Consider the following 22,144-nt stretch of genomic DNA (forward strand, 5'->3'; position numbering starts at 1 on the left):
GGGCAGATCTAGTCGACCCGGCCGCCGCGCCCTGCCCCGCCTGCAAAGCGGCCGGCGCCTGCCACCGCTTCGGCCTTCAGTGGTTTTGCGCCTTCGCGGCCCTCGAAACGCAAGGCGTCGGCAAGGTCGAAGTCCCACTGACGGTGCGCCGACATCCGGTCGGCCCGCATGCAGACGGCGGGGAAGCGCGCGATGTCCCGGGCCAGGGCCTGCGCCGCCGCGAGCGCCCCGCCCTCGGGCGCCAGCCGGTTGGCAAGGCCGATCGCGACCGCTTCGGCCGCATCGACCGGCCGTCCCGTCAGGATCATGTCGAGCGCACGGCCCTGCCCGACGATACGCGGCAGGCGGACCGTTCCCCCGTCGATCAGAGGGACGCCCCAACGACGGCAGAAAACGCCGAATATCGCCGAGCGCGACGCGACCCGCAGGTCGCACCACAGCGCGAGTTCGAGCCCGCCCGCCACGGCATAGCCCTCGACCGCCGCGATGACGGGTTTCGACAGCAGCATCCGCGTCGGCCCCATCGGCCCGACGCCTTCGGGGTCGTAGCGGTCCTCCCCCGACCCAACCGCCCTCAGGTCGAAGCCGGCGCAGAAATGCCCGCCGGCGCCGGTCAGCACCGCGGCCGCGACGCTATCGTCCGCCTCGATATCGACGAACGCCTGGCGCAGCGCGTCGGCGGTCGCCGGGTCGACGGCGTTGCGGCACGCGGGCCGGTCGATGGTGACGGTGCGGATCGCGCCGTCATTCGCGATCGAGACGCTCATGCGACGGGCATCGCGCGGTCGATGATCGCGCGCGTGTCGATGGCGGCGTCGAAGGCGCCATAGGCGCTGCCCCGCGAAGCGAGACGCAAGCGGCAGAACGCATCGGCCATGGGATTCTCCTGCTCGATAAGGATGGCGGCCTGCGCCGCGAGCGCGAGCCGTTCGACCAGCAGGCGCGCGCTTCCCTCCTGCCCGGCGGCCAGGTCGATATCGTCGATCCACGCGTCATAGGCCGCATTCCGGCCGCGCGGAGCGGCAAGCAATGCCCGCAACGCCTCGACCCCTTCGGGCTCGCGGGCGATCGCGCGCAGGACGTCGAGCGCGATGACGTTGCCCGACCCTTCCCATATCGCATTGAGCGGCGACTGGCGGAACAGGCGCGGCATCGGCCCCGCCTCGACATAGCCGGCGCCGCCATGCGCCTCCATCGCCTCATAGGCCAGGCCCGGCGCACGCTTGCACACCCAATATTTGGCGATCGGCGTCAACAGCCTCGTCAACGCGTCATTCTCGTCGAACGCCTGCGCGAGCCGGAAGCCGAGCGCGGTCGCGGCTTCGCTCTCCACCGCCAGGTCGGCGAGCACCGCGGCCATCGCCGGCTGGTCGACCAGCCGCTTCTGGAACGCCGATCGGTGCGCCGTGTGCCACAGGGCCTGCGCGAGCGCGCCTCGCATCTGTTGCGCCGATCCGATCACGCAGTCGAGCCGCGTGTGCTGGACCATCTGGATGATCGTCGCGACGCCGCGCCCTTCCTCCCCCAGCCGCTGCGCGAGCGCCCCATGATATTCGATTTCGGACGAGGCATTCGAGCGATCGCCCATTTTGTCTTTCAGGCGCATCACCCGGAACCCGGCGTTGCGCGTCCCGTCCGGAAGCCAGCGCGGCACGAGGAAGCAAGTCAGCCCGCCCCCGGCATAGGCGAGCGTCAGGAAGGCGTCGCACATCGGCGCCGAACAGAACCATTTATGACCGGTCAGGCTGTACCAGCCGTCGTCGCCCGCCGGCTCGGCGCGCGTCGTGTTCGCGCGCACGTCGCTGCCGCCCTGTTTCTCGGTCATCGCCATGCCGATGGTGACGCCGGCCTTGTCCGCGGCCGGGCGAGCCGCGGGGTCATAGCGTCCCGCGGCGATGCGCGGCACCCAGACATCGGCGACCGCGGCCTCGGCACGCAGCGCCGGAACCGCGGCATAGGTCATGGTCATCGGGCAACTTGTTCCCGAATCGGCCTGCCCGGTCAGGAACAGGATTGCCGCGTGCAGCATATGGCCGCGTGCGCTGCCGTCCCACGCCGACGCGGCGAAGCCATTATCCAGCCCCAGCCGCATCAGGTGGTGATAGGCGGGATGGAAACGCACCTCGTCGACGCGGTGGCCATAGCGATCGAAGCTTTCGAGCGCCGGCGGCTGGCGGTTCGCCTCCACCCCCCATTCGATCACCTCGGCCGAGCCACAGCGTTCCCCGAGCGCCGCCAGCCGCCCGGCATGTTCGCCTCCACCCGCCTGCGTCACCGCATCGACGAGCGCGCGGTCGCCCGAAAACAGGTTCACATTTTCGAACGGCGGCGGCTGGTTGAACACCTCGTGCGTGTCGAGCCGGTCGATCGGCTGGATGGCGGACATATCCTCTCCTCTTGCCGGCAGGGTCCACCGACCCCGTCGTCCATCGCCGCAATTACGGTCGATACCCGGTCCCGTCCGATACAAATCGGATCGACGCGCGCGACGCAAGCCATATCGCCGCGCGGCCGCCTATTCGTGGCGGAGCGCGTCGATCGGGTCGAGCTTCGACGCGCGCCGCGCCGGGTAATAGCCAAAGGTAATGCCCATCAGCGCCGAGAAGAGAAAGCTCAGCACATTGACCACGGGGTTGAAGATGAACGGGACGTCGATCGCGCTGGACAATCCCCAGGAAAGCAGGAAGGCGAGCGCCAGCCCGATCAGTCCGCCAAGGCAGCAAAGTACCACCGCTTCGGTCAGGAACTGCAGCTGAACCTCGCGCGCGAGCGCGCCGATCGCGAGGCGGATGCCGATCTCGCGCGTCCGCTCGGTCACCGACACCAGCATGATGTTCATGATGCCGATGCCCCCGACGAGCAGGCTGATCCCCGCGATCACCGCAACCATCGCGGTCAGCGCCCCGGTCGCCGCGCCCAGCGCCTGATTGACCTGCGCGGTATCGACGATGTTGAAGTCATTGTCGGTGCCTTCCTGCAGCAGCCGGCGTTCGCGCAGCAGCCGGACGAGCGAATCCTGGATCGTCGCGCTCGAATAGGCGCTGTCATATTTGATCACGAAATAATTGAGGTCGTTGCTGCCGGTGAAACGCCGTTGCACGGTCTTCAGCGGCATCATCACGACGTTGTCGCTGTCCTGGTCGGGCCCGCCCCCCTCGCCGCGCTCCTTGAGCACGCCAACCACGGTGCAAGATACGTTGTTGAGGCGAATATTCTCGCCCAGCGGGCTCGCGCCGACGACGAATATCGCCTGGCGGACCTTGACCCCGATCAGGCAGACATTCTTCCCGGCGGTCATCTCTTCGCTGGTAAAGGCGCGGCCGGTATCGATCTCGATCGACCGCGCCCGCAGAAAGGCGTTTTCGACCCCCTGCACCGTCGTGCGCCAGCTCTGCCCATTGTGAAAGGCGGTCGCACTCGACGACACGCTGCCCGAAACCTCCTCGACCCCGGCGATCTGCTTGCGCACCGCGTCGATATCGTCCTGCCGGAACGCGCGCGGCGTCCCGCGGTCGCCCTGCACCGGAAAGACGATCAGGACGTTCGACCCGAGCGAGCTGATCTGATCCTTGACCGACGCGGTGACGCCGTTGCCGAGCGTCACCATCGTCACCACCGCCGCGACCCCGATAATGATGCCGAGCGTCGTCAGGAACGAGCGCAACAGGTGCCGCCGGATCTCCCGAAAGGCGAGCAGGAGCGTCGCGCCGAACATGCCGAGCATCACGCGCCCCCTTTCGTGCGGGCGCCTATGCCGCGCTCGACACTTTCGACCAGGCCGTCGCGAAAGCGCACGATCGTGCGCGCGAAATCGGCCATTTCCTCTTCGTGGGTGACCATCAATATGGTGATGCCCTCGCCATTCAGGCGGGTGAGAAGCTGCATGATCTCGACCGAGCGTTCGCTATCGAGATTGCCCGTCGGCTCGTCGGCCAGCAGGACGTCGGGCTGGGTGACGAGCGCGCGCGCGATCGCGACGCGCTGTTGCTGGCCGCCCGACAGTTCGGCGGGGGTGTGATCGGCCCACGGCGCAAGCCCCACCTGATCGAGCGCGCGCATCGCGACTTCGTGCCGGACCGCCTTTTTTTCGCCGCGATAGAGCAGCGGCAGTTCGACATTTTCGACCGCGCTCGTTCGCGCCAGCAGGTTGAAGCCCTGAAACACGAAGCCCAGATAGCGCCGCCTGAGCAGGCTGCGCTGATCGCGGTCGAGCGCCTGCACCTCGACGCCGTGAAAGCGGAACACGCCGCTCGTCGGTACGTCCAGGCACCCGAGGATGTTCATCGTCGTCGACTTGCCCGACCCCGACGGCCCCATCACGGCGACGAAATCGCCGCGGTCGATCCGCATGTCGACGCCCTTCAGCGCCTGGAACGCGGCTTCGCCGGTGCCGAAGGTCTTGGTGATTCCTTCCAGCTCGATCAGCGGCGCGTCGCGGGGCGGCGCCGTGCTCACGGGGCGCCGGCTCCCTTGCCGGTCACGACCTTCATCCCCGCGCGCAGGTCTTTCGACGTGACCGCGGTCTGTCGCCCGTCGCTCTGGCCCGTAACGACGTCGACCGGCTTCAACTTGTCCTCCGCCTCGAGCACCCACACGCGCTGGCGGCTCCCGACGCCGATCGTCGCCTTCTGCTCGCCGCGTTCCAGACCGATTTCGGGATTGAGCACGCCTCCGGCCTCCTTCTCCTTCGCGTCGGGCTGAAAGCGCAGGGCGCTGTTCGGGACGAGCAGCTGTTTGCCGGTATTGCCGGTCGCGATGGTGGCCGTGGCGGTCATCCCCGGACGCAGCAACCCGTCGGCGTTGGCGACCGCGAGCCGCGCCTCATAGCTGACGACCGCGTTGGCGCTCGCACTCGCCGCCGAACTCTGCTGGCTGGCGGTCGACGCCGTGTTGCTCGAAGCCTGGTCGACGCGCTCGACCCGCGCGGGGAAGCGGCGGCCCGGATAGGCATCGACGGTGAAGGTCGCCTGTTGCCCTTCGACCACCTGCCCGACATCGGCCTCGTCGATCTCGACGCGAAGCTGCATCGCCGACAGATCCTCTGCGATGATGAACAGCGTCGGCGTGTTGAAGCTGGCCGCGACGGTCTGCCCAGGTTCGACCTGCCGCGCAAGGACCACGCCCGATACCGGCGAGCGGATCACCGCGCGGTCGCGGTTGGTGACCGCCGACGACAGCTGCGCCTCGACCGCACGGACATTCGCCTGCGCCGCGACGACCGCGGCGGTGTCGCGCTTGACCGACGCCTTCGCCTGGTCGAGTTCGACCTGCGACGGCACCTTTCCGCCCGACACCTTGAACACCGTCTCGAGCCGGGCGAGCTGCGCCTTGTCGACATCGAGCGTCGCCTGAGCCTGCGCGACCTGCGCGCGCGCGGCGTTGAGATTGGCCTGCGCCTGCGTGATCTGGTCCTCGATGACGTCGGTGTTGATCCGCGCCAGCACCTGGCCCTGCGACACGCGATCGTTTACGTCGACATAGATATGATCGATCTTGCCCGACACTTCGGACCCGACCTCGACCTGGTTGGTGGGGCGCAGATTGCCCGTCGCGGTGACGCTGAGCGCCAGCGAGCGCTCGGTCACCGGCTCGGTGATATATCCGGCCTTGCCGCCGCCGCCCGAACAGGTCGCGATACCGAACAGCAGGACGAGTATGAGGATGGCGGGAAGCCAATATTTCATCCAGCGCCGCCAGCGCGGACGCGGCTTGGCACCGAGGAAGTCGTCGAGCTCGTTCGGCTCGGCGGGGGTGTCGGTCATGGTCTCATCCCTCACTCGGATCGGGGGTTTGCGGGTCCGCAGCGGCCTCGTCCCAGCCGCCACCGAGCGCCTGGTTGAGCGCGATGAACGCATTGGCGCGTTCGGCTTCGCTCGCCGCGAGCGCATTGCGCGCGCTGAGCAGTTGGTTTTCGGTCGTCAACAGCGTCTGGAAGTCTATCAGGCCGCTTTGATACTGGCTGCGGGCGAGCAGCGCGGCGTTGTTCGCGGCGTCGAGTGCGGTGCGATAGAGGTCGACGCGATCGCGCGCCGCACTGGCGGCGGCGGCCGAACTCTCGACGTCCTCGAGCGCGCCGAGAATCGCCCTTTCCCACGCCGCGAGCGACGCCTGCGCCGCGGCCTGCGCGCTCGCCACCTGGGCGCGGGCGCGGCCGCCGTCGAAGATCAGCTGGCTGACCCCGGCGAACAGACCGCCGGTGACGATGTCGAACAGATTGTCGACGCCAAAGGCAGAGGTGCCGACATTTCCGGTCAGCCGGACGAGCGGCAGCAATTGCGCGCGCGCGACGCCGATCCGCGCGCTGTCCGCCATCAGGCTCGCTTCGGCCTGCCGGACGTCGGGACGGGCGCGCAGGATCGCCGCGGGCGCCTCCAGGCCGACCTCGTCGGGCGGCGCCGGGATTGCGGCGGTATCGGTGGCAAAGGCCGCGCGGACCGGGCCGGGCGGCTCGCCGATCAGGGTCGAAATGCTGTTCGCCGCCTGGGCCAGGTCGCGTTCGAGCGCGGGAATGCTCGCCGCGGTCTGCGCCCGCTGCGCCGCCGCCTGCTCGACGTCGAGGCTCGATACGAGACCAGCCTGGAGGCGCCAGCGCGCGATCTGCAGATTTTCGTCCTGGATCGACAGCGTCTCGCGCGCGATGGCAAGCTGCACGGCGAGCGTGCGCGCCGAAACGACGGTCTGGGCGACCTGTCCCGCGATCAGCCGTCGTACATCGGCCAGGCCATAACCCGCCGCCGCGAGGTCGGCGCGCGACGCCGCCACGTCGTTGCCGATGCGGCCGAACAGGTCGATCTCCCACTGGGCATCGGCTCCGATTGAAAATTGATAGCGATCGTCGGCAAGGTCGCCGACATCGCGCTGCACCCCCGCCGACGCGTCGATCTGGGGGAAATAGCTTGCGCGCGCGGCGCGTACCCCGGCGCGGGCCTGCGCGACGCGCGCCGCCGCCTGGGCGATGTCGCGATTGTTCGCCAGCGCAAGGTCCACATAGCGATCCACCAGCGGGTCGCCGAGGCGCGTCCAGTAATGCGCCAAGTCGGCCGCACGCGCGCTGGTCTCGACCGACCAATGATCGGGAACCGCGATCGCCGATTGCGGCGGCGCCTGGCGAGTCAACGGGCTGCAAGCGCCAAGGCCCGCGGCGGTCAGGGCGACGAGCAGCCAACGCTCTCCCGGCTTTGTCATTCACCCCCCTCGCAAATATTTGCCGCGCTCGACCGATGTCGATGCCGTCACTGGATGGACAATTTAACGGCGCTCGGCAACCGTCCAGCCGCAAAGTCGCCAAAAATCAGCGGGAAAACGATCCGGTACCGGCGGGGGGGGGGCGAGCCATGATACGGCACGACCGGCGAAGATGCAGGATATCGTTTCACCAGGACGGCCCGGATCGCGCCCCATGCGCCCGCATCCCGTCCGATGTCTGAAATCCAGCCGAAACAGGGCGATCGGTGGCGAAGTGGCTGAAGTGCCCGGAAACGACCGGACGTAGACACTCACGCTCCCTAACCCGTTCGCATCGATCGAAGTCGAGATGCCCCTCGGGCTAGGCGTTGCGTCGATAGGTGTTCCGCCACAGCTTCGTTTCGACCAGCACGATGTCGCCTGACGGCGTGAGATAAAGGTTGTCTATAAATCCGTGGCCGCAGGGAACTTCGCGGGCGACGGCGATCAGGTCGCTGAAGCCAGGCTCGATGTCCGAGATCGGCAGGATAGTCGGGTGATCATGGATCAGCGCCTGGAGCCACTTCTCGTCATGCAGGCCGCCCCCAAGCCGAACGCGCGTCAACGCGCTGCGATTGTTGTCGTGGGTGATGAGAACCGGGACTGCTCGATGCCTTGCCATGCTCCTTCTCTGCGTGATCGGTGCAATTGCGTCCAGAAAAATGAGACTCATAAGTCGTGGGCTAATCAGTCACATGAACTGATCGTCCACCTCAATGGACGTCCACACGCGCATAGGCACACGCGCATAGGTTGGAATCTCAGGCGGCTGCGGAAGGAGCGGGAGATCACGCAGGAGGATTTCGCGACCGACAGCGGGTTTGATCGCGGATATATCAGTGGGGTGGAGCGTGGGGTCCGCAATCCGTCAGTGAAGGTGCTCGTCAGGATTGCGAATGCTTTGAAGGTCGACGTCGCCGAACTGTTCGATGCGGAGAAAGCAACGGAGTTTTCTGGCAAGCGCCATATCGAAACATAGCCTGATCACCAAGCAGCAACGATGACGGGATTGCACATTTGTTCCGGTTGAAGCAGGTTCAGGCCATGAACAATGCTCGGACCAGATTGATCCGTCTCCATCGCGAGGTGCGCCAGATCACCTGGATGGTGGCGGCTACGATTGTGCTTGAACTTGTCCTCGTCGTGAAGGGCTTTTGGGGACAATAAAGGCGTAGCAATCGACACCCGCTCCCTTCCTGCCCCTTTTCGTGCAATTAATTGCACCAAGCCATTAACTCTCAAAGCTCGGAAATCAGCCATTTTTCGGACCAATATCCATTGCCTGAGGGCGTCTTTTCCATAGGAAATAAGTCCCAACAACATCAAAGGTTTAAGCAGATGAAAGGGACAAAATCGAAGGCGCCCAGGGTGCCGCAGGCGTTCATCGAGATGATCGGCGATCATTTCCTGGAAGCGGCCCGTTACTTGCGCGAGATACAGGACGAGCATCCCGACGATTTCGTGTCGGTCGCGAGAAAGCTGAAAATCGGGCGTCGCAAAGCCTATGCGCTTGCGAGGATTGACCGCCGCTTCCATGATCTGGGCATCGCGTCGGATCGGCTACGGCGTATAGGATGGACCAAACTCCAGATCATCGCCTCGCAGATCGACCAGGATAATTGCGAGGAGCTTCTCGATCTTGCCGAGACGCATTCCGCCTATGAACTCAAGAAGCTGATGGAGGGCGAGGAGCCGGACCCCGATGCCCGCTGCGTCGTCCTGTATCTGGCCCCCGATCAATATGAGATATTCCAGCTTGCGATCACGGCCTATGGCGGCGTCAAATCCGGCAGGGGGCTGGGCGACAAGGAGGCGGCCTTGACCGAGGCGCTGGCCAAGCTGCTTTCCAGCAGCCATTCCGGCTGAGCCCTGCTTCCGCCAGGCAGTCGGGAAGCGTTGCTCTGGTCGCATTTTGCTCCAGGGCCTCGACGGACACTTGAACTGCCTGGCGGGTTCGGCATCATCCCCCTCGTCAAGCATGAGGAACAGGCAAATGAACAATACGGATCGGCAAGCGCCCACCCTCGAAGACATCGAGGAGCATGAGACGGCCTTATGGATCGACGAACAGCTCGGTCGGATCGAAGCTCTCATCCTCGAGCACGGTGCCGATGACGAGATGCTGGAAGCGATCCGTTACCTTCGCGAGGAAAACGACCGTTGGTCCATACCGCAAGTGGAGGAGATGGAGCAGGCGGGACTGCTGACCTTGTCCGATGATGGAGCCGCCCGTCACTAACCCGGCGACGTCAGTCGCCCTCGTCTCCCCAAGCGGGACCTGCCAAGTGGGACGCAGCGTGTCCCACCCCCGAATTTTGTTGATGATTTCCGCACAGTCCTGATCATTATGCCCAACCACCAACGCCGCCGACGAGGCGCCGAGGTGGTTGTCAGGCCATGATCCGCTGCCCTGTAGCAGCGTGATCGCACAGCCCAACAGTCTCCTCCCGGTGGCATGGTCCATTGGTAGAAGGAGACCCAAGGTGCTCAATCTTAATCGCAGGAAGACCGCCAGTCCGGTTCAGCCCCTGCGCAAATCCACCACGCCCACCCCGGCCATCGCCATGCCCGTCGAACTACTGACGGTGCGTCAGGCCGCGATCTTCGCCCAGGTGTCGCAGCCCACGGTCCGCCGCTGGATACGCGAGGAGGGGCTTCGCGCCTACCGCTCCAAGGAAAGAGGCCGGGTCAGGATCGACAAGGCGGACCTCGTTAAGTTCCTCAAAGGTGAGGTCAACTGATCCTTATGAATACCCCAAATAACTACAGCCAGGGAATAATATATATGGGGTTTCACAATTTTTCACATATGAGCGAGGATAAATAACAATGCACACGAATGACCATAACAACGGTGAGTATGATCAGAATTATGCTATCCACAATGTAGGCGATATGCGCGAAGCTCTGCTCAAATGCGGGGCTCCATATGCGGAAGTGACCTTCATGCGTTCAGCTCTCAAGGGCGTCGACAAACTGGTTGGTCACGGGACCCTGGATACGCCCGCCAACGAGCGCCTTATTTTCGAGCGGCTGGATAGTCTGTCTCCAGCCATGGCCGGGATGACCGACCAGTCTTTTGCCAATCTGAAGTCCAGGACCCGCAAGGCGTTCCGCATCCTGCGAACGCAAGGCAAGCTGGTCAACCCGCGCTCGCGTTTTCCGCTCAAGGGCGAGTGGGGGGAGTTGCAGGCATCGCTCGACACCAAGATGCAGCGAGCCACCTCGCGCCTGTTCCACTTCGCCGCAGGGCTGGGTGTTCCGCCGCACAAGATGTCGGACGCGGTGATCGAGCGTTTCGTGGCTCATCTGCGCGACGAGGCGATGGTCGGAGACTGGGAAGGCGTCCTGCGCGGCAGCATCAAGGCATGGAACAGGCTGGCCGCCTCTACCAATGGCTTGCCGCAACTGACGCCGCCGCCACTCAAACGGGTCAGCTACTGGATTGCAGACGAGCAATGGCCGGAAAGGCTGGTGACGGAACGGGAGGCGTTTCTGGCGTCGCTGTCGGCGCCATCCTGTTTCGAGGCACAGCACCACAAGCCCCTGAAGCCCACGACGATCGATCAGTATCGCCACAATGTGACCATTGCCGTGTCGGCGCTGGTTCGTGGCGGCGTTCCGATCTCCACCCTGTCGTCTCTCGCGGACGTGGTTCGGCCCGAGAATATCAATCGGGTCATGCAGTTTCTGCACAGCCGCGCGGACGGCAGGATCACGCCGCAGATGTTCCAGTTGGCGCTTCGCGTCCGGACCATCGCCCGCTGGTGCGAACTGCCGAAGAGCGATCTCGACCGTCTCGACCAGATATTCCGCAGTGTGCGTGATCAGCGGGACCAGCACCGGGGCATGACGGCCAAAAACAGGGCGCTGCTCGACAGGCTGGACGACCCGCGCTTCCGCGACCTGATCCATCTCCTGCCGTTTATCTTGCTCGAACGCGCGCGCAAGAACCCGGACAAATCCTGGGCTCCGGCTCTTGCCCGCACGGCCATGGCCATCGAACTGCTTCTCGTCTGCAGCGTCCGCCGCGCCAATCTTGTGGGGCTCGAACTCGACAAGTCGATCAGGCGGATCGGTCAGGGCGACGATGCTTTCTGGATCGTTGAGCATGACGCCGAGGAAGTGAAGAACGAGGAGCCTTTGCGCTTCCGCCTGCCCGACCAGACCGTGGCCATGCTCGAAGCCTATCTCCGGGACTGGCGGCCGAAGCTGTGTCCGTCAGCGAGTCCTTGGCTGTTTCCGGCGGCCGACGGCAGTTGCATCAATCCCAAGACGATGGCCTATGCCGTGGGGGCGCAGTCGAAGCGTGTGCTGGGCGTCGCCATCACTCCGCATCAATTCCGCCATATCTCGGCGGAACTGTTCCTGCAGGACAATCCGGAAGCCCTGTTCACGGTCAGCCAGCATCTGGGGCACCGCGACGTCAACACGACCCGGCGCTATTACGCCCGGTCCAAGCAACGTCAGGCATCGCGCCACTATCAGGAGCACATTCTGCGCGGTCGTGAAACGGCCCGCATCAGGATCAAGCGCGCCAGGCGCCGGACAGAAGGTGGCGGTTTCGATGAGAGGGAGGACCTGCTGTGAGGATGCCTCTCTGCATCAAGCTGCATGACTGGCCGGTCATGGACCAGTCGCGATACCGTGATGCCCGCGAGGTGACGAGCTTCTTGTCCGGGCCGAAGCCCGCGCGGAAATGGAGTGACCGCCGCTGCCTTATCGTCGAGCAAGGCTATGGCCAGTGGTTGTCCTTTCTCGCCCGCAACGGCTGGCTCGAACCCGATTTGTCGCCCGAAGCGCGGGTGACGGCGGATCGGATCAGGCTATTCGTGATCCAGCTTCAGGAACGGGTATCCTCCTGGAGTGTGGCGATGATGGTCGAGGGCCTGACCCGGATGCTCGTGGCCATGGCGCCGGATCAGGACTGGGTCTGGCTCCAGAGGATTGTCTCTAGGCTCAAGATGATCGCCAAATCCGAACGCGACAAGCGCGGTCACATGGTCGACGCACGCCAGCTTCTCGCCCTGGGTGTCGATCTCATGAACCGGGCGCTGGACATGGGCGATCGCTACCATGCGGCGACCTGCTTGCGTGACGGCCTGTTGATCGCGGTCCTGGTAAGCTGCCCGGTGAGGATCGCCAATCTCACCGCCATCGCGATCGGCGAGCATCTCTGGTTCGGCGACGGCAGCTATCGCCTGTCTTTCAGTGCTGAGGAAACGAAGAACGGCCGTGCCTATGAAGGGGAACTGTCCCCGGCGCTGAGCTTCTATGTCGATGTCTATCTGCGAGATCATCGACGCAGGCTGCTGGCACGGAGCAACGGCGAGAAGACCGACAGGCTCTGGATCGACCGCTGGGGACGCTCCATGCAGGAAGGAGCGATACGCGCCCAGATCGAGAAACGGACCTGCGCCGCCTTCGGTCGCCATGTCTGGCCGCACCTGGTCCGCAGCATTGCAGCGACCAGCTTCGTCGATCACGATCCCGACATGGTGGGGTTGGTCCCCGATCTCCTCGGCCATGCCGATCATCAGACTGCGCACAAATACTACATCCTTGCCAACGGCACTCGCGCCCATCATGCGGTGCAGTCCGCCTTCGAGGCCAGGAGAATGGCGGCTCTGGATCGTTTCAAAGCGCAGAAAGGACAGCGCCATGTCGGTTAACTTCGTGCAATTAATTGCACGATCCGAGCCAAGTGGAACAGGCTGTGTCCCGCCCGGATATTTGGGTCTTGGTTGCATGCGATCGTTGCCCGTAGACAATGGGAGATGGACGCCCAGCCCGCCTCCTGCCCCGTGTCCAGGGGCCACCCTGCGCCGAAGCGCAGTGGTCGGATCGTCATCCGGCGCAGGCGGGCTCTGCCTCCGCCGCCGGTCAGGCAGCCTGTCAGCGATGAGCAGGTTGTGGTCAGTGACTTCCCGGCGGCAATGCCGGTGCTGCGCGATGAGGTGGCGATCCTGCGCGCCTATCTCGGCAGGGAGATCGACTCGATCCTCTTCGACCAGGAGTGACCGCCCATGACCCGCGCGGCGATCTATGTCCGCGTGTCGACCGCACGGCAGGCCGAGCGCGACCTGTCGATCCCCGATCAGATTGCCCAGTGCCGCATATGGTGTCAGCGGCAGGGCGTTGAGGTCGTGCAAATCTTCTCGGAGCCGGGCGCTTCGGCGCTCGACGAGGACCGGCCGGTTTTTCAGGAACTGATCCACACGGCGAAGCGGACTGACAAACCCTTCGATCTCGTGGTCGTGCATTCGCTGAGCCGGTTCAGCCGGGACTCGCTGCATTCTGAACTCTACGTGCGCGAGCTGCGGAAAGCCGGGGTCGAACTGGTCTCGATCACGCAGGAGGTCGGCCAAGACCCGACCGGCGAGATGTTCCGCAAGTTGCTGCATATCTTCGACGAGCATCAGAGCCGGGAGACCGCGAAACACGTCCACCGCGCCATGCTGGAGAATGCCCGGCAGGGCTTCTGGAACGGCTCACGCCCGCCCTATGGCTATGGCGTCGAGATCGCCGAACGGCGTGGCAACAAGGACAAGAAGGTGCTGGTCATCGACGAGCCCGAGGCGCGGATCGTCCGCATGATCTTCGACATGGCCATAGGCTCCGAGGGTCGTCCCATGGGTGTGAAGGCTATTGCCACATGGCTCAACGAACGTGGCATCCTGCGGCGTGGGCGCAGGTTCACCACTGGCGGTGTCCACGACATCCTGACTTCCACCACCTATCATGGGCAGCATTACTTCAATCGCACCGACAGCCGCAATGGTCGGCCCCGACCGCCGTCAGAGTGGGTGCCGTTCGTGGTGCCTACGATCATCGACGAGAAGACCTTCAACGCCGTGCAGGCACTGCTCCAGAGCCGGGCGCCCAAGCGGATCGCTCCGCGCATCGTCAACTCGCCCACGCTGCTCGCTGGTGTCGCTCGCTGCGGTCATTGCGGCGCGGCCCTGATCCAGAACACCGGCAAGGGCGGGCAGTATCGCTACTACTGCTGCTCGCGCCGCCTCAAGGAAGGTCCCTTCGGCTGCAAGGGGCTGCGCATGCCGATGGACAAGCTCGACGGAATCGTCATCGGCGAGGTGACGAAGCAGATATTGCAGCCCGAACATCTCGTTGGCCTGCTCAGCGACTATCTGCGCACCGCTCTGGAACGCGAGGACCGCAACCGTGATCGGCTGCGGCAGATGCGCCAGGACCACAAGGAAGCCGAAGCAGGCATCGCCCGGCTGCTGGAACTGGTCGAGAGGGGCCTGATGGATGCCGAGGACGCTTCGATGCGCGAGCGTCTGGTGAACCTGCGGTTCCGCCGGGATGAACTCGCCGAGCAAGTTTCCGATCTTACCCGCCGCTTGGCTATGGCCGAGCCGGTGATCACGCCTGCCAAGATCGAGAAGCTGGCACTGCTTCTCCGTGATAAGCTGCATCACGGCCAGCCTGATCTGCGTCAGGCTTATGCCCGGCTGCTGCTGAGCGAAGTGCGCGTGAACGATCGGGAAATCCGTATCAGCGGCTCCAAGGCCGTGTTGGCCCGGAGTGCTGCAGCGGGCGTGGCCAAAACCACGCCCGCAGTTCTCTCTTTTGTTCGAGAATGGTGCGCCCGACAGGATTCGAACCTGTGGCCCCCAGATTAGGAATCTGATGCTCTATCCTGCTGAGCTACGGGCGCGCCGCGGCTCGTGTAGCGGCGTCGGAGGCAGGGCGTCAATCGGACTGTCAGTTCACCGCATCGGGCGGGGCGACGGGAACAAGCAGCGGAATGGCCGCGATGCCGTCGTCATGGAGCGCGCGCGCCTCTTCGGGCGACGCCTGCCCGTGAATCAGGTCCTCGGGCGCGCGGCCCTCGTGCATCGCGCGGGCAGCATCGGCGAAGTCGCGGCCGACCCAGCGCGAACGGGGCAGCATCTCCGCCTGTCTGGACGCGATTGCCGCGAGCATCTCGCGCATCGCGTCCGACGCCGCCTGCTGTGCCGCGTCGGGGGCGGCGGGCGCGGGCGGCGCAGGCGCGCCCCGCTGGTTCGACTTCGCACCGACGCGCGGCGCCATGACCGCCTTTTGCACCGCGCTGTCGCCGCAGACCGGGCACGCGATCAGGCCGCGCGCCTGCTGGTCGGCGAAGCTCTCGCTACTGGCGAACCACGCTTCGAAGCGATGATCGCCGGCGCGGCAGCACAGGTCGAAGACGATCAAGGGTCAGCCCTTCGCAAGCAGCGGGTCGAGGCCGCCCCCTGCATCGAGCGCCGCAAGCTCGTCGCTGCCGCCGATGTGACGGCCGTCGATGAAAATCTGGGGCACCGTCCGGCGTCCGCCGGCGCGCTCGACCATCGCGTCGAACCCGGCGCGGTCCATCGTCACGTCGATCTCTTCGACCTCGACGCCCTTGCGCTCGAGCAACGCCTTCGCCCGCGAGCAATAGGGGCAGAGAAATTTCGTATAGACTTCGATTTTCGCCATGGGGCTATCCTGTCATCCTTTCGTCACTCATATCGGAATCGAGCGCGGCAAAGTCAAATGGGTCGCCCGCGGCCGCAGCCTCCGGGACGACGCGGGCCCATGTGAGCGCCGAGATGCGCGCGGCCCCGCTGCGCCGGAGCAGGCGCGCCGCCGCGCGCAGCGTTGCGCCGCTGGCGTGCACATCGTCGATCAGGATCAGGTGGCGCCCAGCCGCGCGCGACTTCGCATCGGCCGCGAGCGCAAAAGCACCCGCGACGACACGCTCGCGCTCGCGGCGGCCCTTGCCGCGCAGCGACGGCGTCGCCTTCTTGCGCAGGAGCAGATCGGGATCGCGCGCAAAGCCGCTGAGCCGCGCGAGTTCGTCGGTCACCAGTCCCGCCTGGTTGAAGCCGCGCGACCACAGCCGCCAGCGATGCAGCGGAACCGGCACCAGCAGAGGGGCGGCACCCGGGGCCTCGCCACTTTCGCAGAGTCTCCGCAGCGGACGAAGCATCAATCCCGCCATCAACCGCGCATGGCCGAGTCGACGGCCATATTTGAGCCGCAGCGCAACGGTGCGCGCAGCGGCCCCATAAGCGACCGCGGCGGGAGCACCGTCGAAGGGCGGCGGATCGGCCAGGCAGGCGCCGCATTCAAGATCGCCGGCCGGCTGCGCGAGCGGAAGCGGTATCGAACAGCGGATGCAGGCCGGACCGTCGAGAAAATGAAGGCCGGACCAGCAGTCGAGGCAGAATTGGCGGTCGGCGCCAACGATCGTTCCGCATGCCGGGCACCGCGGCGGCAACGCATAGTCGACGATCGCGCGCCCCGCCCCGCGCAGGAAGCGCAGCGAATGCACAGCCCTGCCCGGGTCCGGATCGATCGCCATAGCGGACTTGTGAAGCAGGATGCGAAGCGGCACAAGCGCCGCATGTCCGCCTCCCCCGCCCCCCTCTTCGCCCGCGCGCGCCACCGTGCGCAGCGCGATCGCATGGCGCGGCTGCCCGCCGGTGCCGATTTCCTCGCCCCGATCATCGCCGAGACGCTGCTCGATCGCCTGTCGATGGTGACACGCGATTTCGAACGGACGCTGCTGATCGGTGCGCACGATGCCCGGTTGATCGACGCGTTGCGATCGACCGGCTCCACACTGACCATCCTGGAGGCCGGCCCGCGGCTTGCCCGGACGGCAGGGGCGATCGAAGGCGAAGCGGACGCGGTGGACCTGCCCCTCGGCAGCTTTGACCTGGTCGTCTGGCCCGGCGGGCTCGACAGCGTGAACGACGTTCCCGGCGCGCTCGTCCGGCTCCACGCGCTTCTTGCCCCCGACGGGCTGCTGCTCGGGGCGTTCGTCGGCGACGGAAGCCTGAAACGCCATCGCCGCGCGATCATGGCCGACGGCGTGCGCCCGATCGCGCGCATGCACCCGCAAATCGACCTTTCGGCGATGGGCAACCTGCTGCAACGAACCGGCTTCACCATGCCCGTCGTCGATGTCGAGGCGCTGACGGTGCGCTATGGCGACTGGTTCGCGCTGGTCCGCGACCTTCGGGCCGCAGGCTTGGCGAACCGCTTGCTTCCGGCCCCGCCACCGCTGACCCGCGAAGAAGCCGCGCGAATAGCCGCCGCCTATTCGGCGCAGGCCGATCCCGACGGCCGCATTGCGGAGGAATTCCGCCTGGTCCATTTCAGCGGCTGGGCCCCCCATCCCGACCAACCACGCCCGGCGCGGCGGGGCAGCGGGACGGCCTCCCTGGCGGACGCGCTGAAGCCCCGGGGCGACGGCGAGGAACCTTAAGGTCGGGCGCGCAGGCTTATAGAAGCGCCTCCAGCAGGCCGATGAGCGGCCGGTCGGCGGGCGGCATGTCGAGCGCATAGAGATCGACCGGACGGACCCACCGCAACTCGCTCGCGTGGACGGCCTGCGGCGCCCCGCGCCATTTGCGGCACGCATAGACAAGCAGCAGAAGATGCCGGTCGCCGATCCGGTCGCTCGCGAAGCAGGCGGGCGCCAGGCACGCCGCCTCGACGTCGATGGCGAGTTCCTCCCGGAGTTCGCGGACGAGCGCGGCTTCGGGGGTTTCGCCGGCTTCGATCTTGCCGCCGGGAAACTCCCAGAGGCCCGCCATCAACGTGCCCTCCGGCCGGCGCTGCACCAGCAGCCGACCATCGCCGTCGACCAGCGCGACAGCGACCACCATCAGGGATTTTTCTTGCGATTCAGGGGGAAGCGAAACGGTCAAATTGTTAACTTTCCTGTGCGATCCTCGACGCCTCGGGAACTATAACTTCAGTCAGGGGCGGAACAATGAAGATGATTGCCGGGCTGATGCGGTCGACCAGGGCCGCAACAGCCGTCGAATATGGGCTGCTTTTGGCCCTTATCTTTCTGGCGGCCGTCGGGGCCGTAAGCAATTTCGGGACCGCGGCCATTAACATGTGGACCAACGTGTCGACTGCAGCCGAAGATGCGATGTAGCCGCCTGCCCGAATTGGGACAGCCGCCATCGGAAAGTGCCGGAGCCATTAAGAGTTTCAAAACCAATTCCCCGTAGATCGAGTGTCGTTGACTTGACCAGACCGTCAACAGGGTAAGTGACTTATCAGGAGACCAGACATGAAGTTCATCAAAAAGTTCGTTCGCGACAACAAGGCCGCGACCGCCATCGAATATGGCCTGATCGCCGCTCTGATCGCCGTTGCCGGCATCGCTGCGATGACCTCGGTCGGCGAAGGCGTGAGCAACACCTTCAACAAGGTGGGCGACGAGCTCAAGTAAGCAGCTTTTCGCCGGTTCGCCGGCAAAGTTGACGAAGGGACGGTGGTCTTCCACCGTCCCTTTTTCGTGTCAGCGGCCGGCGTAAACGACCAGCTTGACCTTCTGGCCCGGCGTCAGGCGGCTGTTGGACGCCAGGCGGTTCAAGACCTGAAACCGCTCGGACTGGTATTTGCCATAGGCCATCCGCCGCGCCAGGCTCGCGACGCTGTCGCCGCTCTTCACCGTCACGACATCGACGCGCCGCGGCCGGATCGCCGCCGCTTCGCTTGCGCTCAGGCGGCGCAGGCTGCCGAACATCGAATTGAAGGTGCCCGATCCGCCCGCCTTTGCCAGCGTCACGAAGTGAAAGGCGCTGCTGCGCGAAAATTCATAGGCAAAGACGGTCACATCGACCTGCCCCGACTGGCTGTTCGCCCGAACCGTGGTGTAATAGGCCGGAATTCCGTTCACCGTGGTACGCTGGATTGTGCCGGGAGTCAGGTTGGCGTCGCCCCCCACGCTCTTCAGTACCGACGCGATATAGGCGTTCATGTCACCGCTATAGGGTGCGGTGGAAAACTCTCCCTGCCCGCCGTTGCCGCTGATGCTGACCGCGGTCGTGCCATTTTGCATGCCGTAGCCGTTGGGCACGGTGAAAGCGAGTTTGAGGTCGGGGTGGAGGAACTGGCGTCCCTCGACGACGCCCTGGGCGGGGTCGTCGCCATAGAGCACGCCATCGACCGAGGCCATGAACGCGTCGGCATTGCGTACTCCGCCGCTGCCATAGCGGCTTGCAAGCTGCTGCGCATTGCGCACGCGCGAGGCCGGGTCTGGGTGGGTGCTCGCCCATTCGGGAATCGCCCGCGCATCGCCGCCCGCCAGCTGGGCCTCGAGATTGGTCTGGTTCGCCAGGCTCGCAAGGACGGTAGAAAGCGCCATCGGATCATAACCCGCGCTCTTCAGATATTGAACGCCGAGTTGATCGGCCTCCAGTTCCTGACTGCGCGAAAAGCCCAGCGTCGCAAGCTGCGCCGCCTTCATGGCATTATTCTGCAGGAAGCCCCCCAATGTGCCGAGCAGGCCGCCATTGTCGCCGATCGCGCCGCCAAGCACCGCACCGAGCACGCCCAATATGCTGTTCTGCGTCGCCTGCTTCTGCCGCTTCTTGCTATGCTGCGCGGCGACATGGCCGACTTCATGACCCAGAACGCCGGCCAATTCGGCCTCGTCGTTCATCAGCGCCATCAACTGACGGGTGACATAAACATAGCCGCCGGGAATCGCGAATGCGTTGTTCACCGGCGAGTTGAGCAGCGTGACGGTGAAGTCGCCGCGCGCGTTCGACATGCCCGACTGGACGGCGATGGTCTGTCCAACACGCGTCACATAGGCCGCCTGCGGGCCGGAATAGGCGCCGCCGAACTCCTGGAGCAACTGCGGATGAGCTTCGGCGCCCTGCTGGCGTTCGGCCGCCGTGATGTTGGTCGCGGTCCGGATCGTCTTGGTCCGTGCCTCGGCGGGACCGCTTACCCCGCTCCCCGCCATCGCACCTCCCGCCAGCACTATCGCCAGCGCCGTCGTTAGCGTCGTTCGCGCCATGAATTGCGTCTCCCTCTTACCTTGCCACCCCCCCTCCTTCGGGGGAGGGGCTTGAAAAGGAACGTCACCGCAAGCGATCGGGTTCCCGTCCGCACAAGATCGTACTCGGTTGAAAATCGTGTGTCCCCGCGAAGGCGGGGACCCATCTCCGGCCGGTTTGAAATAGCGCCATCGGGAGATGGACTCCCGCCTTCGCGGGAGCACACAGGCTTCGCATCGCCGTCTAACCCCGCCCCATCGCAAGGAATTTCTCTTCGCGCGCCGCGAGCAAGGCATCGCGCGGCAGGCCGGCGAGCCCATCGAGTTCGCTCGCGATTGCGTCGCCGAGCGATTGGATCGCGATTTCGGGCGCGCGATGGGCCCCGCCCACCGGCTCGGGAACGATGCGGTCGATGACCTTCAGGCCCAGTAGGTCGTCGGCCGACATTTTCATCGCCGCCGCGGCCTCGGGCGCCTTGTCGGACGTGCGCCACAGGATCGAGGCGCAGCCTTCGGGCGAGATCACCGAATAGACCGCATGTTCGAACATCAGGACACGGTTCGCGGCCGCCAGCGCGATCGCTCCGCCCGAACCGCCCTCACCCACCACCGCGGCAACCATCGGCACCCCGAGCGCGAGGCATTGCTCGGTCGACCGTGCGATCGCCTCCGCCTGCCCGCGTTCCTCGGCCTGGATGCCCGGAAAGGCGCCCGACGTATCGACCAGGGTGACGACCGGAAGGCCGAAGCGATCGGCAAGCTGCATCAGACGGATCGCCTTGCGATACCCCTCGGGCTTCGCCATGCCGAAATTATGCTTCATGCGCGACGGGATATCGTCGCCCTTTTCATGGCCGATAACCATCACGCGGCGACCGCGAAAGCGAGCAAGCCCGCCCAGAATCGCCTGATCGTCGCCAAAATTGCGATCCCCTGCGAGCGGCATCCAGTCGTCGAACAGGCCCGCGACATAATGTTTGAAATGCGGCCGGTCGGGGTGACGCGCGACCTGCGTCTTCTGCCAGGGGGTCAGCTTCGCATAGATGTCGCGCAGCATCTTCGACGATTTCGCCTCGAGCCGGGCGATATCCTGTTCGATATTGAGTGTGGGGTCGTCCCCCATATCGCGCAGCTCGGCAATCTGCCGATCGAGCGCGGCGACCTGTTTTTCGAAATCCAGAAAGGCTGTCATGCGGAATCGCTAGGCGGATGGCGCTTCGACGTCAACGCCTGCCGAGCGGTCCATCCGCGCCAGCGGATGACGGCGGTTGACCAGCTCGACGAGGCGGCGACTGTCGACATGGGTATAGATTTCGGTCGTCGCGATGTCGGCGTGGCCGAGCATCAATTGCAAGGCGCGCAGGTCGGCGCCACCTTCCAGAAGATGCGTGGCGAAGGCATGGCGCAGCACGTGCGGGCTGATCGCGGTCGGGTCGAGCCCGGCCCGAGCGGCGAGTTCGCGCAGAAGCTGGAACAGGCGGACGCGCGACACATGCCCCTTCCCCGACGGAAAGAGCCAGGGGGAGGCGTCGCCCGCGAGCGGCAGCCAACGGTCGAGCGCCGTCCGGGCGCGTTCGGACAGCGGCACAAGCCGTTCCTTGTCGCCCTTGCCCCGGACGATCAGAAAGGCCCGCTCGCCAGCTATCGCGCGCCGGGGCAGCGAGACGAGTTCGCTCGCGCGCAGCCCGGAGCCGTAGAGGAGTTCGAGCAACAAGAGCTGCCGAACGGCGGCGGCCGGCGGCGCTTCGCCATCGGCCTCTTCGCCGGCCTGCGCGAACAGCCGTTCGACATCGTCGTGGGTCAGGAGGCGCGGTAGCGGCCGCCGGGTTGCCGGCCGCGCGATATCCAGCGCCGGATTGTCCGCGCGTTCGCCTTCATCGAGCAGGAATGCGAAAAACTGCCGCAGCGCGGACAATTTGCGCGCCGCGCTGCTCGCCGCGAGCGAGCGATAATCGGCCATGATCTTGCGTAGCAAGGCCGTGTCCGCCTGGGCCAGACGCCCATCGGCGAGCCGTGCCGCCTGATCGAGGTCGCGGCGATAGGCCGCGAGCGTGTTGCGCGAAGCGCCCCGCTCTGCCGCCATCATTTCGAGGAAGCGATCGATCAGCGCCGCGTCCCTCACGGACTGCATGATCGCTG

26 protein-coding genes, 1 tRNA gene and 1 pseudogene are annotated in these 22,144 nt (G+C 65.4%); 11 read left to right on the top strand and 17 right to left on the bottom strand.

Annotated elements, in window-relative coordinates; all coding sequences use genetic code 11:
* Nucleotides 1–8: 8 nt before the first annotated feature.
* From AC58D2_RS03250 to AC58D2_RS03280, 7 genes are all read right to left on the bottom strand, one after another.
* A complete protein-coding gene (locus AC58D2_RS03250; protein WP_497387286.1) occupies nucleotides 9–767 on the bottom strand; it encodes a crotonase/enoyl-CoA hydratase family protein in 759 nt (252 codons plus the stop codon).
* Nucleotides 764–2,386, bottom strand: coding sequence for an acyl-CoA dehydrogenase family protein (locus AC58D2_RS03255; protein WP_497387288.1), 1,623 nt, complete (start codon nucleotides 2,384–2,386; stop codon nucleotides 764–766). The genes AC58D2_RS03250 and AC58D2_RS03255 overlap by 4 nt, the downstream gene beginning before the upstream one ends.
* Nucleotides 2,387–2,515: 129 nt before the next feature.
* Nucleotides 2,516–3,715, bottom strand: coding sequence for an ABC transporter permease (locus AC58D2_RS03260; RefSeq protein ID WP_497387866.1), 1,200 nt, complete (start codon nucleotides 3,713–3,715; stop codon nucleotides 2,516–2,518).
* Nucleotides 3,716–3,723: 8 nt separating this feature from the next.
* Nucleotides 3,724–4,455 (bottom strand): ABC transporter ATP-binding protein, encoded by a 732-nt coding sequence (locus tag AC58D2_RS03265; protein ID WP_497387290.1) that lies wholly within the window; start codon nucleotides 4,453–4,455, stop codon nucleotides 3,724–3,726.
* The gene (locus AC58D2_RS03270; RefSeq protein ID WP_497387292.1) at nucleotides 4,452–5,762 is read right to left on the bottom strand and encodes an efflux RND transporter periplasmic adaptor subunit; all 1,311 of its coding nucleotides are present in this window, start codon (nucleotides 5,760–5,762) and stop codon (nucleotides 4,452–4,454) included. Before AC58D2_RS03270 ends, AC58D2_RS03265 begins: the two co-directional genes overlap by 4 nt.
* A gap of 4 nt (nucleotides 5,763–5,766) precedes the next feature.
* Complete coding sequence (locus tag AC58D2_RS03275; RefSeq protein WP_497387294.1) at nucleotides 5,767–7,185, bottom strand: efflux transporter outer membrane subunit; 1,419 nt, start codon at nucleotides 7,183–7,185, stop codon at nucleotides 5,767–5,769.
* A 361-nt stretch (nucleotides 7,186–7,546) separates the two neighbouring features.
* Entirely contained in the window at nucleotides 7,547–7,897 is a 351-nt protein-coding gene (locus AC58D2_RS03280; protein ID WP_497387889.1) for a hypothetical protein, read from the bottom strand.
* Between AC58D2_RS03280 and AC58D2_RS03285 the strand changes: the two genes are divergently transcribed.
* The gene (locus AC58D2_RS03285) at nucleotides 7,835–8,203 is read left to right on the top strand and encodes a helix-turn-helix domain-containing protein (RefSeq protein ID WP_497387868.1); all 369 of its coding nucleotides are present in this window, start codon (nucleotides 7,835–7,837) and stop codon (nucleotides 8,201–8,203) included. The two genes, AC58D2_RS03280 and AC58D2_RS03285, sit on opposite strands and share 63 nt — an antisense overlap.
* 5 nt (nucleotides 8,204–8,208) lie before the next feature.
* Here AC58D2_RS03285 and AC58D2_RS03290 read toward each other — a convergent pair whose 3' ends face one another.
* Nucleotides 8,209–8,484 carry a hypothetical protein gene (locus AC58D2_RS03290; RefSeq protein ID WP_497387296.1) on the bottom strand — a complete coding sequence of 92 codons (276 nt, stop codon included), beginning with the start codon at nucleotides 8,482–8,484 and terminating at the stop codon, nucleotides 8,209–8,211.
* 18 nt (nucleotides 8,485–8,502) lie between these two features.
* On the opposite strand from AC58D2_RS03290, the gene AC58D2_RS03295 reads away from it, so the two are divergent.
* The 6 genes and pseudogenes from AC58D2_RS03295 to AC58D2_RS03320 form a co-directional block, all read left to right on the top strand.
* Nucleotides 8,503–9,090, top strand: coding sequence for a hypothetical protein (locus tag AC58D2_RS03295; RefSeq protein ID WP_497387298.1), 588 nt, complete (start codon nucleotides 8,503–8,505; stop codon nucleotides 9,088–9,090).
* A gap of 127 nt (nucleotides 9,091–9,217) precedes the next feature.
* On the top strand, nucleotides 9,218–9,463 hold the full coding sequence (locus AC58D2_RS03300; RefSeq protein ID WP_497387300.1) for a hypothetical protein: 246 nt from the start codon (nucleotides 9,218–9,220) through the stop codon (nucleotides 9,461–9,463).
* A gap of 244 nt (nucleotides 9,464–9,707) precedes the next feature.
* On the top strand, nucleotides 9,708–9,965 hold the full coding sequence (locus AC58D2_RS03305; RefSeq protein ID WP_497387302.1) for a helix-turn-helix domain-containing protein: 258 nt from the start codon (nucleotides 9,708–9,710) through the stop codon (nucleotides 9,963–9,965).
* Nucleotides 9,966–10,119: 154 nt separating this feature from the next.
* Complete coding sequence (locus AC58D2_RS03310) at nucleotides 10,120–11,814, top strand: site-specific integrase (RefSeq protein WP_497387304.1); 1,695 nt, start codon at nucleotides 10,120–10,122, stop codon at nucleotides 11,812–11,814.
* Between the two features lie 2 nt (nucleotides 11,815–11,816).
* Nucleotides 11,817–12,896: a tyrosine-type recombinase/integrase gene (locus AC58D2_RS03315; RefSeq protein ID WP_497387870.1), complete on the top strand. Its 1,080-nt coding sequence runs from the start codon at nucleotides 11,817–11,819 to the stop codon at nucleotides 12,894–12,896.
* A gap of 354 nt (nucleotides 12,897–13,250) precedes the next feature.
* Nucleotides 13,251–13,691 (top strand): annotated as a pseudogene (locus AC58D2_RS03320) (recombinase family protein); the annotation flags it as partial.
* A gap of 24 nt (nucleotides 13,692–13,715) precedes the next feature.
* Here the strand turns inward: AC58D2_RS03320 and AC58D2_RS03325 are convergent.
* A complete protein-coding gene (locus AC58D2_RS03325) occupies nucleotides 13,716–13,940 on the bottom strand; it encodes a hypothetical protein (RefSeq protein ID WP_497387306.1) in 225 nt (74 codons plus the stop codon).
* On the opposite strand from AC58D2_RS03325, the gene AC58D2_RS03330 reads away from it, so the two are divergent.
* Nucleotides 13,857–14,870: a recombinase family protein gene (locus tag AC58D2_RS03330; RefSeq protein WP_497387872.1), complete on the top strand. Its 1,014-nt coding sequence runs from the start codon at nucleotides 13,857–13,859 to the stop codon at nucleotides 14,868–14,870. The genes AC58D2_RS03325 and AC58D2_RS03330 overlap by 84 nt on opposite strands.
* Here the strand turns inward: AC58D2_RS03330 and AC58D2_RS03335 are convergent.
* The 4 genes from AC58D2_RS03335 to AC58D2_RS03350 form a co-directional block, all read right to left on the bottom strand.
* Nucleotides 14,829–14,905 (bottom strand) — tRNA-Arg (locus tag AC58D2_RS03335). The two genes, AC58D2_RS03330 and AC58D2_RS03335, sit on opposite strands and share 42 nt — an antisense overlap.
* Before the next feature lie 47 nt (nucleotides 14,906–14,952).
* Nucleotides 14,953–15,426 carry a DUF1178 family protein gene (locus AC58D2_RS03340; protein WP_497387308.1) on the bottom strand — a complete coding sequence of 158 codons (474 nt, stop codon included), beginning with the start codon at nucleotides 15,424–15,426 and terminating at the stop codon, nucleotides 14,953–14,955.
* Nucleotides 15,427–15,429: 3 nt separating this feature from the next.
* The gene (grxC, locus tag AC58D2_RS03345) at nucleotides 15,430–15,690 is read right to left on the bottom strand and encodes a glutaredoxin 3 (protein WP_497387310.1); all 261 of its coding nucleotides are present in this window, start codon (nucleotides 15,688–15,690) and stop codon (nucleotides 15,430–15,432) included.
* A 4-nt stretch (nucleotides 15,691–15,694) separates the two neighbouring features.
* On the bottom strand, nucleotides 15,695–16,558 hold the full coding sequence (locus AC58D2_RS03350) for a ComF family protein (RefSeq protein WP_497387312.1): 864 nt from the start codon (nucleotides 16,556–16,558) through the stop codon (nucleotides 15,695–15,697).
* Between the two features lie 42 nt (nucleotides 16,559–16,600).
* Here AC58D2_RS03350 and AC58D2_RS03355 point away from each other — a divergent pair, with 42 nt between their 5' ends.
* On the top strand, nucleotides 16,601–17,467 hold the full coding sequence (locus tag AC58D2_RS03355; protein WP_497387314.1) for a methyltransferase domain-containing protein: 867 nt from the start codon (nucleotides 16,601–16,603) through the stop codon (nucleotides 17,465–17,467).
* 16 nt (nucleotides 17,468–17,483) lie between these two features.
* Here the strand turns inward: AC58D2_RS03355 and AC58D2_RS03360 are convergent, their stop codons facing one another.
* On the bottom strand, nucleotides 17,484–17,870 hold the full coding sequence (locus AC58D2_RS03360) for a (deoxy)nucleoside triphosphate pyrophosphohydrolase (RefSeq protein WP_497387316.1): 387 nt from the start codon (nucleotides 17,868–17,870) through the stop codon (nucleotides 17,484–17,486).
* Between the two features lie 107 nt (nucleotides 17,871–17,977).
* Between AC58D2_RS03360 and AC58D2_RS03365 the strand changes: the two genes are divergently transcribed.
* On the top strand, nucleotides 17,978–18,148 hold the full coding sequence (locus tag AC58D2_RS03365; protein WP_497387318.1) for a Flp family type IVb pilin: 171 nt from the start codon (nucleotides 17,978–17,980) through the stop codon (nucleotides 18,146–18,148).
* 138 nt (nucleotides 18,149–18,286) lie between these two features.
* Nucleotides 18,287–18,448 carry a Flp family type IVb pilin gene (locus tag AC58D2_RS03370; protein ID WP_497387320.1) on the top strand — a complete coding sequence of 54 codons (162 nt, stop codon included), beginning with the start codon at nucleotides 18,287–18,289 and terminating at the stop codon, nucleotides 18,446–18,448.
* 69 nt (nucleotides 18,449–18,517) lie between these two features.
* Here the strand turns inward: AC58D2_RS03370 and AC58D2_RS03375 are convergent, their stop codons facing one another.
* The 3 genes from AC58D2_RS03375 to AC58D2_RS03385 all read right to left on the bottom strand — a co-directional run bounded on the left by AC58D2_RS03375 (nucleotide 18,518) and on the right by AC58D2_RS03385 (nucleotide 22,136).
* Nucleotides 18,518–20,026, bottom strand: a complete 1,509-nt coding sequence (locus AC58D2_RS03375; RefSeq protein WP_497387322.1) for a M48 family metalloprotease — start codon at nucleotides 20,024–20,026, stop codon at nucleotides 18,518–18,520.
* 223 nt (nucleotides 20,027–20,249) lie between these two features.
* Nucleotides 20,250–21,197 carry an acetyl-CoA carboxylase carboxyltransferase subunit alpha gene (locus AC58D2_RS03380; protein WP_497387324.1) on the bottom strand — a complete coding sequence of 316 codons (948 nt, stop codon included), beginning with the start codon at nucleotides 21,195–21,197 and terminating at the stop codon, nucleotides 20,250–20,252.
* A gap of 9 nt (nucleotides 21,198–21,206) precedes the next feature.
* Nucleotides 21,207–22,136, bottom strand: a complete 930-nt coding sequence (locus AC58D2_RS03385) for a tyrosine recombinase (RefSeq protein ID WP_497387326.1) — start codon at nucleotides 22,134–22,136, stop codon at nucleotides 21,207–21,209.
* Nucleotides 22,137–22,144 lie beyond the last annotated feature (8 nt).

This window comes from Sphingopyxis sp. CR5 (assembly GCF_059693785.1).